The organism is Niveispirillum sp. CC-CTL257, assembly GCF_059489915.1.
Genome location: NZ_JCAJXE010000003.1, coordinates 123,916 through 136,939, shown reverse-complemented (window position 1 = coordinate 136,939; position 13,024 = coordinate 123,916). Strand labels below are relative to the sequence as shown.

General features: G+C 62.3%; 7 protein-coding genes. 2 read left to right on the top strand and 5 right to left on the bottom strand.

What is annotated here, in order from left to right:
• Positions 1-309: 309 nt before the first annotated feature.
• On the top strand, positions 310-3,165 hold the full coding sequence (locus ABC729_RS17430; RefSeq protein ID WP_495608878.1) for an MrcB family domain-containing protein: 2,856 nt from the start codon (positions 310-312) through the stop codon (positions 3,163-3,165).
• Positions 3,143-4,675, top strand: a complete 1,533-nt coding sequence (locus tag ABC729_RS17425) for a DUF2357 domain-containing protein (RefSeq protein WP_495608877.1) — start codon at positions 3,143-3,145, stop codon at positions 4,673-4,675. Before ABC729_RS17430 ends, ABC729_RS17425 begins: the two co-directional genes overlap by 23 nt.
• Before the next feature lie 2 nt (positions 4,676-4,677).
• On the opposite strand, the gene ABC729_RS17420 is transcribed toward ABC729_RS17425, so the two are convergent.
• The 5 genes from ABC729_RS17420 to hsdR all read right to left on the bottom strand — a co-directional run bounded on the left by ABC729_RS17420 (position 4,678) and on the right by hsdR (position 12,912).
• Positions 4,678-5,631, bottom strand: coding sequence for a DUF5655 domain-containing protein (locus ABC729_RS17420; protein WP_495608876.1), 954 nt, complete (start codon positions 5,629-5,631; stop codon positions 4,678-4,680).
• A complete protein-coding gene (locus ABC729_RS17415) occupies positions 5,624-6,475 on the bottom strand; it encodes a hypothetical protein (RefSeq protein WP_495608875.1) in 852 nt (283 codons plus the stop codon). The genes ABC729_RS17420 and ABC729_RS17415 overlap by 8 nt, the downstream gene beginning before the upstream one ends.
• A 95-nt stretch (positions 6,476-6,570) precedes the next feature.
• Entirely contained in the window at positions 6,571-7,902 is a 1,332-nt protein-coding gene (locus ABC729_RS17410) for a restriction endonuclease subunit S (RefSeq protein WP_495608874.1), read from the bottom strand.
• Positions 7,899-9,347 carry a class I SAM-dependent DNA methyltransferase gene (locus tag ABC729_RS17405; protein WP_495608873.1) on the bottom strand — a complete coding sequence of 483 codons (1,449 nt, stop codon included), beginning with the start codon at positions 9,345-9,347 and terminating at the stop codon, positions 7,899-7,901. The genes ABC729_RS17410 and ABC729_RS17405 overlap by 4 nt, the downstream gene beginning before the upstream one ends.
• Before the next feature lie 67 nt (positions 9,348-9,414).
• Complete coding sequence (gene hsdR / locus ABC729_RS17400; RefSeq protein ID WP_495608872.1) at positions 9,415-12,912, bottom strand: type I restriction-modification system endonuclease; 3,498 nt, start codon at positions 12,910-12,912, stop codon at positions 9,415-9,417.
• Positions 12,913-13,024: the final 112 nt, after the last annotated feature.

Here is a 13,024-nt window from a genome sequence, read left to right as displayed (position 1 = left end):
TACCATCGCGGAACCCGCACCAGCCAATGTCTTGCTTTGTCTGCTTCCGGACGCCATCTTCACCCCTGTGAACGACGTCAATGGAGCGCAAACCAGACGTACCGATCACCTTTCTGAAAACGGATCGACTTCGCCACCAGCACAGGAAATCTCTGCAATGATTCAATGAATTCGCGATCACCCAGTATCGATATGGAAAGCCACGGTATTCCTGCGCCGTCCAGACCTTGGTCCCAGCCTCACCTCATCTTGTATCGATGGCGCAATCCCGCGTAGCTTTGTCCATTCAAAGTGGAGCAAGGGTCAAGCATGTCATTCGAAATCCAAGGTCAGCTTGCAGCGCTGCTCGCCGATTACATCGTCGCCCGACAAAGCACCCCCTTCCCCGGCGATTTCCGGCAACGGTTCGACAAGCTGGAAGGGGCCTTCGCACAACTGCCGGCCCTGCAGTCCAGGCCCGCCTTGTTGGTCCGTGGCGGCTTCGGCGTGGGGCGATGGGCAAAGGTTCCCTGGTTGGTCATCCTGGACCCCAGAGAAACGACCACACCGCAGCAGGGTGTGGCGGTTGCGCTCCATTTCCGGCAGGACATGGCGGGCATAACGCTAAGCTTGAACCAGGGTGCTTCGCGGGACTTGGCGGAAAGAGGGCGCAAGGAAGCAAGGGCGGCATGGCGGTCGCGGGCCAACCAGGCGCGGAGACTGATCGGTGACTTGGCATCTGTCGGCTTCCAGCTGGATGGGGACATCAGCTTGGGCCAGGATGACGGCCATGACGCCAGCGATCTGGTGGCCAGGACCATTGCTTGGGCCGCCTTTCCCGTCGATGCACTTCCCGACGACACAACCCTGAACCGGTTGCTGGACGCATTGCTGGTCGGATACGAACGATGGGTCGCGGATCAGAACAGGGGGCATCCTGTGCTGGGCTTCGAAACCGGCGCATTGCAGGAGATGCGACAGCGGTTTCTGTCGCACATGACCGGCTTTCTGACCTTCACCGGTAGCAGCGGGACCTATCGGCGGCAGGAACGAGATTACAAGACGCAATTGGCGGCGATCTTCCAGACCGACCTGCTGCCGCTGCTGACGGCTCCGCCGGAAGAGGCCGCCCAGGCAGAGATGACCATACAGGCCCTGCACCAATTGCTGACCAGGCGCAAGGTGGGGGAACCGCCCGCTGTCCAGAACCTGCTATCCTGGCGCGCAACGGAGCATTTGGGTCGGCTGCGTGGGGCCGAGGCTCTGGAGGCCGCATGCCTGTTCCGCGACCTTCTCACTGGCACCGGTGATACACCCACGCGGGTGGAGCGTTTCAACGCCGGCTATGTCGCCATCCTGGCCCGCCATATGCCATCCGGTACGCAAGGTGTCAGCCGCAGCCTGCCGACCCTGCTGCTGATGCTGGCCGATCCTGCGCATGAGATTTTCGTGCGCACCACCTTGTTCAACGATGTAGCGCGGCAATTGGGATGCCCGCGCCCATTGAGCGACGAGCATCTGAATGCAGGCGATTATCAAGCTTGCTTGCGTTTGGCGTCCGGTATCCGGACGTGCCTTCAAGACTGGGGTTGGCAACCGCAGGACATGATCGACGTTCAGAGTTTTCTCTGGGTGGCGGCATCCAGTGCCTATACGGAGGCGCCGCTGGATGCCTTTGATGACGCCACCGATCCACAATCCGAACGGCGCATCTTCAAGATCGCTCCCGGTGAGCAAGCTCGGTTGTGGCCGGAATGCCGGAAGGAGGGGATGATCTGTATTGGCTGGGACAAGGTCAGTGACCTGCGCGAATATCCCGCCGATGGCCTGGAGGAACTGAAACAGGCCCTGCGGGCGGCCTATCCTGAAGATTACACCGGTTCCGGGGCCAGGCGTGCCACGGGGACGCGAAAGGCCAAGGAGATCTGGCAATTCCGCAACCTGCAACCGGGCGACATTGTCCTGGCTACCCGCGGCGCCAGCGAGATCCTGGCCATGGGCGAAGTAGTGGAGCCGGGATACAGCTTCGAGCCCGGCCGCACCGAGTATCAGCACACGGTCGCCGTACGCTGGAACGATAAGTATCGACGGGATCTGAGGGACAGGCTGCCACCCGGCGTGCGCGCCACTTGGATGAACTGTACGCTATCCCCCGTTGACCGCGCCCTCTATGCCGCCATTTTGGGTGAAAGACCGATACCTGACAGCTTTGTCCTGCCAAGTGACATTGATGTCGAGGACGCGCAAATTCCTGACAATTTCTACATCGAGCCGCCGTTCGCCGACACGGTGGCCGCTGTCGCGGCGAAGAAGCTGAAGCTGCCTGAACGGTTGCTGCGCCGCTATCATGTGGCGCTGAAGACGCGAGGCTTTGTCATCCTGGCCGGCGTGTCGGGCACCGGCAAGACCTGGCTGGCGGAAGCCTACGCCCAAGCGGTATCAGCGGAGTATCTAGTGGTGCCGGTCGCACCGAACTGGACCAGCCGGGAAGACCTGCTGGGTTATGTCAGCCCGACCAGTGGTGAGTATCAGCATACGGCGTTCAGCCGTTTCCTAATCCGCGCGGCCAAGGCCCATGAACAGGCGGCGGACAACAATTCTGTCCGCCCTTTCCATGTGATCCTGGATGAGATGAACCTAGCCCGTGCCGAACATTACTTCGCCGATTTCCTCTCGGTCCTGGAACAGCGCAATCGGGACGGAAAGGCCACCCTTAGCCTGGGCGACGCCCAGGTGAGCCTGTTCGGCAATCTGGTCTTCATCGGCACCGTCAACATGGACGAGACGACCCACGGCTTCGCCCACAAGGTCTATGACCGTGCCCAGGTCATTGAGGTGACGCTGGATCGCGGCATGCTAGCCGCCCATGTGGCCGGACAGGAATATGCCGATATCCTGCTGTCCCTGTGGGACGCACTGGGCCCGGTTGCCCCCTTCGCGCTGCGCACCGCCGATGATATCGCCGCCTATGTACGCCGCGCCACGGCCCTGGGTGCCACGTGGCAGGAGGCGTTTGATGAGGCGGTGCTGCAAAAGCTGCTGCCCCGCATCCGGGGCTTTGATCCCACCTTAGCGGAGCTGTTGCAGAAGCTGGCAACCCTGACCCAGCACGACTTCCCCCTGAGCCACGCGAAGATCGAGCAGATGCGGAAGGGTTTGCGCGATGGTGTCGTCTCCTTCTTCTGAGCTGACATTCCTGGGGCCGGATGGCGTGGCACGCGCCGGGCGGGAATGGACGGCATTGCTGCTGCACCTGCCCTGCCGTGCGGCGGAATGGGAGGGGCTGGGCGTCGCCGTGAACGGGGTGTCGTGGCCCGTGCAACTGCGCCGGTTCGGCAGCCTGACCCGTGTCGTCTGCGACTGGCCGCCCAGCGCTGCCGGAACCTATGAGATCACCATCACCGGTCAGGCCGCGGGCACGGCGAAGCATCGGCTGTTCATTCCGCCCGCCAAACTGTCGACAGCGCAGCTTTCCACCCTGCTGACCGATCTGGATGAGCGGCTGCCCCATGCGTTGGTGGCCAGCCTGCGTCAGGGCGGCGCGCTTGCCGGTCTGGTCGGCAACCAGCCGCCAAACCCGACGGGCGCGGCGGCGGAGCTGGAGCGGCTTCGCGCCATCGTGGAGGGCGAGCGCGGGCTGGCTCGCCTGCTGTGCCGGATCGCGCAGAACCCGCATCAACAATTGAAAGAAGTGCTGTGGGACATGCCCACGGCACGGGCGCGGCGCATCGGCCCCCGGCAATTGCGCGAGGCCCTTTATCGCGACCACAAGCCTGACGATGACGGTGTTCCCCTGCGCATCCAGGACCGACGGGTGGAGACGACCTGCGACGTGCCGGAGAACCGGCTGCTTCGCCATCTGCATGACATGGTGGCCCGGCGGCTGGTCCGCCTGTCGCCACGTCTTCCCCCAGAGGAAGAGCGTTGTAAGGCCCTGATCCAGACCCTGGCGGATGCTCGCCGTCGGGCCCGGTTCCTGGATTGGGTGGGGCCGTTGGCGCATCCGCCAACGCAGATCAGCCACGTGATGATCCACCGCCCCGATTATGCGCAGGTCCTGTCGCTGTGGCGGCAACTGACCGACGGGTTGACGGTGCAACTGGCCGACAGCGTCCTGGATACGGGGCTGAAGGATGTGCCGGCCCTGTACGAGCTGTGGGGGTGCCTGTCCGTTGTCCAGACCGTGGTTGATGCGGCATTGGAACAGGGGTTCCAGGTGGTGGCACAGGATATTGTCCGCCTTGTGCCGGGGTGCCTGCTGGTGGCGCTGTCGCCCGGCGGGGGCAGTGCCGTGGCCCTGGCCCATGCCGACGGGCGGCGCATCGACCTGGCCCAACAACGCCCCTTCACCGACCGGGGCCTATGGCAGAGCGTCAGTTTCACGCAAAGGCCCGATCTGGTGCTGGAATTGTCCGCCCCCGGGACCCTGCCCCGCCTGATGATCTTTGATCCGAAATACAAGCGGGATGATGGCAACGGGCCGCAGAAGGCCGATATCGACAAGATGCACGCCTATCGTGACGCCATCATCCATGCCGATGGCGGCCGCATCGTGCGCCATGCCGCCATCCTCTATCCCGGTCCCACCCGTTTCTTTGGCCCCGGCCTGTCGGCCATCGCGGCCCTGCCGGGGGAGGACGCGACCATGGCCGACAGCATCCACCGCCTGCTGGCCGATCACCTGTTCGGGACGTGACCTCACCCGCCCTCATAGGCGCGCTGAATCAGGGGTTCGGCTTTGCGAAGGTCATCCAGGCTGGACAAAATCACCTCCACATCGCCGGTGCCATAATGGCCGACGGCGCGCACATCGCGGGTGAAGCCGGGTTCCAGCGCCACACTGTCGGGGTTCAGTTTCAGGTACAGAACAATGCTGCCATGGCTGGGGAATGCCTCCAGACAGCAGAAATTGCGCAGGCGTTTGAAGGCGATGTAATGCATCAGCTCCTTCACCTGCACATCATCACCCAGGGCCAGCAGATGGGTCCGCACCGCCTCATACAGATCCGCCGCAGGCGGAGACAGTTTGGCGATGCGATAGGCGATGCCCTTCACCGCCCCCGCCCCTGCCCCACCCGCCCCCGGTGCCGTTTCCGTCGGCGTGGGGGCGACGGTACCAGCGGCGGTGGCGGGGGGCGGTAACGCGGCCTGGGTGGCGTTGACCAGTTCCAGCAGCAACAGATCATCGCCATAATGGCGATAGCGGATCAGTTCGATGCTGCGGTTGATCTGCTTCACCGCATGTTCGTCATAGCGGGTGAAGTCGCCGGCGATGCACAGCAGGCGCGGGGCCGACCAGTCCACTGCCTTGGCCGCATCATCGCCCAGTTTCTCCTTCACCAGCCACTGAAAATCCCCCCGATGGTTCAACAGCCAGTCGAGATAGAACAGGCCCTGGTTGATGACATTCTCGTTCAGCGCCCGCTTATACTCGATGATGACCGGGCAGCCATTCTCATCCAGGCCCAGCGTATCAATCCGCCCACCATGCACCTTGCCCGTGCTGTATTCCGACGCCAGGAACCGCACGCCCAGCAAGCCTTCCAGGTTCGCCTCGAACAGCACCTGCAGCGACTTCTCCACCTGCGCCGCCCTGGCGGTCAGTTCCGTGGGGCCGGTGGGGGAGAGGCGGAAGAGTTTCAGGTCAGGCATGGGGGTCTTCCTGAATGGCGTCCAGGATGGTGGCGCGGATCGTTGCCTTCAACCGCCGAACAGCATCCGCCGGATCATCGGCGGACCAAATCACTGTCAGATGATGGTTGGTATCGAAATGAGGGTACGTGTCTTTGGCGCCGAAAGCCTGTTTCTCACAGGTATAGATGACAGGCTTGCCCAACCCCTCGGCATAGCCAGCCTCCCAATAGGCCCCGCGATTGCCATGGCTGAGGTCGCAGATCAGGAAGCGGGCATTGCGGATATCAACGCGCAACTGATCGTCAATCAGGCCCGCGCGCGGCACATCATCGACGCGGCGCAAAGTGAAACCGGTTTCGGCAACCGCAGGGCGGAAGTGACCATTGACCAGTTCATCCAGTTTGGGGGCGCCAAACTGCATCGCCATGAAGGCCGTCCGGCTGTCTGGGCGAGAACGTTTCAGTTCTTCGTAACGCTGCCAGCCAGCCAAGGTCAGCTGTGCGCGTAGCGTATTGCTGTCGTGTTTGGTTTTAATTAAGCCTGAATTCTCCATTTCCAGAAGTAAATATGCGACCCCCCGCCGTGCATCTATTACACCAATTTCAAAGGCTGTTTCACTGGAACTCAGCTCGACAAATCGCCCCACGACCCTTGCATGCCCCAGCATTTCGACAAGCATATCGATCTGCTCCAATGGCGTCGGAACCGTTGCTGGCAGTATAGTGTAGCGCCATATCTCTTCGTCGATCGTCGGCAGTTTGTTGTGTCGCCGCATCTGGCGGATTGCAAAGGCCCTGGCAGCGGAAGCGAATTCCCCGAATGTGGTACCTTCGGACGCAAAAGCTATCGCCATCTCCGTCATTCGATATGGGCCGCAGCGTTGGCAGTGATAAACGACCCCAACGCCCGGTGACCGCTCAATTCTACCGCAGCCCAAGCCGCAAGCTGGGCACATTGTCATAATACCCCTCCTCTTCGGATACGCCCCTGCTTCGGCTTCTGCACCCGCTCCGCCCGAATACGGTCCAGCAACACGGAGGCCGGTTCATCCGCAGGGTCCTGGGGGACCAGTTCGCCCCGGAAGGCTTTGGCGAGGATGGAGGCATTCAACGTTCCGAGTTGTACCTTGAATGCCTCAATTTGTTCATTGAGGGATTTAACTTTGCTCAGGGCGACATCTAACTGCCTGACGATTTTCACTTGCTGCGAAATCGAGGGCAGTTGGAAAGAAATGGCTTTCAATTGTCCCAGATTGATTCTGGGGCGCGTAGCACCGTGAATGCCTTCTTCCAGACGCTTAAACACGGACCGACACGCAAGACGGTATGCCAAAAACTCAGGCAGGCACTTCGCTGTATTGCACCTGACAACAAAGCAGTCAGCTTTGTTGATCGCGGGTGAGGCATCGTCAGGGAAAAGACAGACCCGGACCTGTTCATCAACAAAGGATGAGAACAACACATCTCGGGGTTTCAACGTATGCCGGACAAGCGTTTGGTACTTTTCCTCTGGGATATAGGTTCGTTTATCTGAAAAGAATTCCAGGTGGCCGATATTTTCAAGGCGAACAACCCGGACCCCAGATTCAGAATAATCCGCAGACTTCAGGTTCGAACCAAACGGCCCATCAAAAACGGCCTCCGCGACATCGGCCACAACAACTTCCGGCCAATCCTCGTGCGCCTGCTGGAAGGCGGCGGCGAGGAGGGATTGGCGGTAGCGGTCGAGCAGGGGGGGCAGGGCGTCCAACGCCGCCTTGGCCCGCGCCCCCTTGGCCAACAACGCCTCTATCCGCTCCACGATCCGATGTTGTTCGGGCAGCGGTGGGAGGGGGACTTCCGAATCTCTGATCTGACGCAGCACAAGACGCCGAATGGCCGAACCAGACATCCTGCCGGTCATCGCCTGCTTGGTCGAAGGACTATTCAACCAATGCACCAAGAATTTTGAATCTAACAATCCAACAGATGGGCGAATACACGCCACACTAGAAAGCATGGAAAATGGCTCTGCCTCCGTATTGATCACCGCAAGGCCAGTGGTCACTCCGTCTTTAATATATAGCACATCATTGATTTTCACCGGACAACGTGCATAAATTTCGGCATGTATATCCGAATCGACATATGTGATATTTTCTAAATCCAATCCCCATGGTCGAATATTTTTGGCAGTAACGTACTTAAAGTGACCATCTGGGCCGTTGGGTGGTGAGTGATGTGTGCCATCAGTAATTAATTCACAGACCGCTTCTAAGCGTTGAACCGCCCAATGAATTGGTGATGTCATACCCCCGCCCCCGCGCTCTCCGGTTCCAGCAGGGCGGCCAGTTCTTCCATTTCCTCCAGCGCGGTGCGCAACTGGTCGATGATCTCGGCGGCCAGGGTTTCGGGTGGGGGCAGGTCTTCGCTGCCGCTGCCTTCCTCGCGCAGCCAGGTGATGTCCAGATTGTCGCCGCGCGCCGCGATCTGGTCGCGGGTGAAGGGGCGGAAGCGACCGCCCTCCCCTTGGTCCACGCGCGGCGACTGGCCCTGCGGATCTGGGCCATAGGCGGCCTCGAATGCGGCGAAATGCTCCCGCGTCAGGGGGCGGGTCTTGCCAAAGGGCGGCTGACCCGTGCGCATATCATAAATCCAGGTGGTCTTTGTATTGCCCCGGTCGCTGCGGCCACGGGTGAAGAACAGCACGTTGGTCTTCACCCCCTGGGCATAGAAAATGCCGGTGGGCAGGCGCAGGATCGTATGCAGGTCGCATTTTTCCATCAGGTCGCGGCGCACATCGCGGCCCACCCCATCCTCAAACAACACATTATCGGGCAGCACCACGGCGGCGCGCCCGCCGGGTTTCAGCCCGCGATAGATATGCTGCACGAAACAAAGCTGTTTATTGCTGGTGGGAAAGGTCAGGTCGTCGCGTGTGGGCAGGCCCCCGCCCTTCTTGGTGCCAAAGGGCGGGTTGGTCAGGATCAGGTCGGCCCGTTCCAGCGCCGATCCATCGGGCGACAGGGCATCGCCCACATGCACCGGTCCCTCAATCCCATGCAGGATCAGGTTCATCAGGCCCAGACGCTGGGCATCCTGCACCAGTTCCAGCCCCTGAAAGGCGCGCACCCGCTGAAAATACTGCATGGATTCGGGCAGGGTGAACAGATCATCCGTCTGGCCCTTGATGTACCGGTCGGCGGCAATCAGGAAGCCGCCGGTGCCGGCGGCGGGGTCCTGCACCACCTCCCCCGCCTGGGGGCGCATCAGGGCCACCATGCTGTCAATCAGGCAACGCGGGGTGAAATATTGCCCGGCCCCGGACTTCTTCTCCTCCGCGTTCTTCTGCAACAACCCTTCGTACAGATCGCCCAGCCCCTCTGTGCGGGCGGAATACCAGTCCAGTCCATCCAGACTGTCGACCAGGGTTTTCAGGTTGGTCGGGCGTTTCAGGAAGGTCTGCGCATTGGCATAAATCTCCTGCACCCGCTCACTGCCCTCCGACCCCAGCCGGATCAGCATCTGCCGGTAGAAATTAAGCTGCTCCGTCCCCGTCTGCCGCTTCAGGTCCGCCCAGCGCAGGCCGGGCGGAATGTTGGGCGCATGTTTGCCTTCCTCCGCCCCCGTCTCCTCCGCCATTTTCAGGAACAGCAGGTAGGTCAGCTCCGTCACATACTGGTGGTACGTGATGCCGTCGTCGCGCAGGACATTACAGAGGTTCCAGAGTTTGGAGACGATGTCGTTCGTGTTCATTTGGTAATCCAGGCCCATAGGCCTTTAACGAGGAAAAGGGTGCGATAAGAGCCGTTCGACAAGACCGTCATGAAGCCTGCGTCCAGATACGGTCCGTGATTGATTGCATCGTGCGCTCCAACTCCCCCTCAAACACCCGATCCAGCCGCTCAAAGCCACCGCCTGCGGCCCTGAACTGCCCGGTGTCCAGGCTCTCCCGATCTACCACTATCTCCCGCTTCATTTGAAGGCCAATCCGCTCCAGCCATTGCCGCTGCACGGGTGTCCACGCCCGTTCCGCCAGGATCGCCGCCAGCGCCCGGTCCACCCGCGTGTCATAGGGGATCAGCGGGTCGCCCAAGGCGGCCTGACGGATATAGCCGATGATGCCGGCGGCGACATCGACATGGCGGGCGTCGCGGAAGGCGGCGCGCAGGTCGGCTTCCTTGAAGCCCTTTTCCTCCAGCAGCAAGCGTATCTCTCGCAACTGCGCGCGGGTCAGGTCGCGCGGGCGTTGGGCAATGATGGTCAGGGCCGGGATGGCGTTGATCTGGGTTTTCAGGAAATTCTCAAACGCCGACAGGTAATCCTCCGGCCTTGTGAAGCCGGGGCCATAGCCCTGGGCCATACCCAGATAGGTGTCGGCGTGGTCCGACACGGGCAGGCGTACCGGCCCCATCTCCCCCGCCCGGTCCAGCCAGTCGATCAGCGGGGTCAGGTTGGTCAGCATCCCCGCCGCCTCCACCGGGGTGGCGTGGCGCAGACGGTCCAGCAGGTCAGTGGGCGACAGGCCGCCGGCCAGATGGCTGAACCGTTCGGCGCGCGCATCCTCGCGCTGATAACGGTGGCGGTGGCGCTGCATCTTGGCGACGATCTGATCCAGCAGATAGCGGGCCTTTTCGGCGCGGTGGGTGGCGTCGGGGTCGTCACTGCTACCGGGGGCGGGGCCGCTATCATAGCCATCCCCCTCTTCCGCCATGCCGCCGGTCTCATGCGGTGCGGGCGGGGGCAGACCCACGGCTTCGGTCAATTCCTCCAGCAATTGTCCAAACCGGATGGTCGGGTTGGCCACCACGGGCTTGACCGCGCTGACCGCCTGCATCTGGGCATAGATGCCGACGGCATCAAAGATGCGGAACGCGGTCTTGCCAATCTCCGGACACAGGCGCGTGGCGCGACCCACCATCTGTTCATAGAGGATTCGGCTGGATACCTTGCGCACGAAGACAAGGTTCACAATCTCCGGCACGTCGATGCCCGTGGTCAGCAGGTCCACCGTCACCACGATGCTGGGCATCCGTTCATTCTTGAAGGCCCGGATGCGCTGGCTGGGCCGATCCACCGACCCTGTGATCTTCTCCACCGCCGCTTCTTCCAACACGCCATAGCGGGCGCGCATGGCAGTGCGGATTTCATCGACCAGGATGTCGGCATGTTGGTCGGTGGCGGCAAAGACCAGGGTCTTGCCGGGCAGGGCCGGGTCAATCTGTTCGGCCAAGCCTTCCGCGACGGCGGCGTTATAGGCGCGGGTGATGACCTGACGGTTGAACTGCTCCACCTCAAAACCCAGATCGTCGGGCAGTTCATGGTCGGTCAGGGTTCCCGCCACCCGGTCGAACATCGGGACCGTTTCGCCCGCCTGCCACTGAATGCCGCTGTGGCGCAGCTCGGTCAGCACCTGCTGCGGCGGCGCATGGTCCACCAGCCAACCGTCGATCACCGCCTCCTGCAGGCCATAGCGGAAGACAGGGGGACCAAAGATTTCTGTGGTGTGCAGGGCGGGCGTGGCGGTCAGGCCGATGCGAACGGCATCGAAACGATCCAGCACCGCCTTGTATTTGGACCGGTAATCATTCTCGTTACGGAACGAAAGTTCCTCATCCGTCGCCTCCCGGTCCAGCAGGTAGCCGCGATGGCATTCATCCACGATGATGCAGTCATATTGGTCCACGGGCGGCGGGCTGCTGCCCTCGGGGGTGAACATGATCCGCTTCACCATGGCCTGCACTGTGGCGATATGCACCTTGGTGCTGGCGTCGGGGACGGTGTCGCCGATGGCCTTCACCTCAAAAATATCGGCGAAGGGCTGCATCTGCACGATGCGGGTGTCGCGGAAGGCACCTTCGGCCTGTTCGCCCAGGGCCGTGCGGTCCACCAGGAACAGGATGCGGCGGAAGCGGTTCGCCGCCAACAGCCGGTAAAGCATGGCAATACAGGTCTTGGTCTTGCCCGTGCCGGTGGCCATGGCGACCAGCAGGCTGCGCCGCCCCGCCGCTAGGTTACGTTCCACCGCCTGAATGGCCCGCACCTGATAATCCCGCAGGCCGAAATTATAGGTGAAACTCTGGCGCGCCAGATCCGCCTGTGCCGCCGCCACGTCCATGGACGCCAGGTCCAGCAGGCCCTGCGGGCTGTACCAGCCTTCCAACGGGCGGGCCGCATTGTCCGCCCGTCGTGCGTCACGGAACCAGATGCCGCTGGCCGTGCGCAGTTGCGGCAGAAAGGCCCGGCCATTGGTGGCGAACAGGAATGGGATCTGATGCCCGTCCCAAGGGCAGCCGGGGACCGGCACCTCGTCTGCCTGCACCCGATAATGGAGGCTGTAGCGCGCGGCCTGAAACATGGCACCGGGCACATCGGACGCCCGGCGCTTGGCCTCCACCACGGCCAGCGGTGTCAGGCCCGCGAACAGCACATAGTCGGCGGGGCCGTCCGCCGTGGGCCATTCGGCAATGGCGCGGTTGGCCCCACGTACAGGCCGGGCACCGGCGGCATGGGTCAGGCTGGCTGTATCCACCTCCCACCCCGCCTCGGCCAGTTGCGCGTCGATCAGTTTGCGGGTTTCAAACTCATCCAGGGACAGTTCGCGGGCCGCCGCCTCTGCTGCCTCGGCCAGGGCCGGGGTGTCGGCGATGGGGCTTGCTGCCTGCAGGGCCTGCGCCTGTTCCAACGCTGCCTGCCGCCCAGCCTCCGCCTCTGCGGCCAGGGCGGCCAGTTGCGCACGCGCAGTCTCTGCCGCCTGGGCGCGTTCTTCGGCACTCAAGCGGGCTTGTGCGGCGGCGTCTGCTTCGGCCTGCGCCTTCTCAGCAGTACTACGGCTGGCAGCCACTTCCGCCCGCAGCCGCTCCAGTTCCCGTTGCAAGGCGGCGGTTTCGGCGCGCGGGTCGGGTGGTGGGACAAAGGGACCGGGCTGGAACGCGCGGTCGCCGATAGAGCGATGAAACCAAACCGCTAGTTGATGCGCGATCTTCAGGTGGGCCAGCGCCTGCTGATGGTCGCCATCCAGGGCGTGAACGGCGGCATTGCCGGCCCGACGCAACTGATGAAACAGGTCTGCAACCTGCCGCGGCAGCACGCCCCGGTCAGCCAAGCGCCGCAGCCGCTCCACCTGGGGTTCTTCGGGTGCGCCCAGGATACGGGCGCGAGCCGCCAGTATCTGGGCCAGCAATTCCCCGAACTGTCGTAACTTGACCAGCGTGGTGGAAGGATCCTCCACGAAATTCCGCTCCGCCACTGCACCCAACCGCACCAGCTGCGCGGAATGCGCAGCTAGAAAGGCGAAATTGGGGGACCTGGGATCAGTCAAGGCAGCAGGAACCGAACGCTGTTGGTTGGATAAGGATGATGCAGCAATTGCCAGCAGACGTGCAAGGAGGCAAAGCCAGCACTGAAAAATTGCAGATGCTGCACGTTTCCCC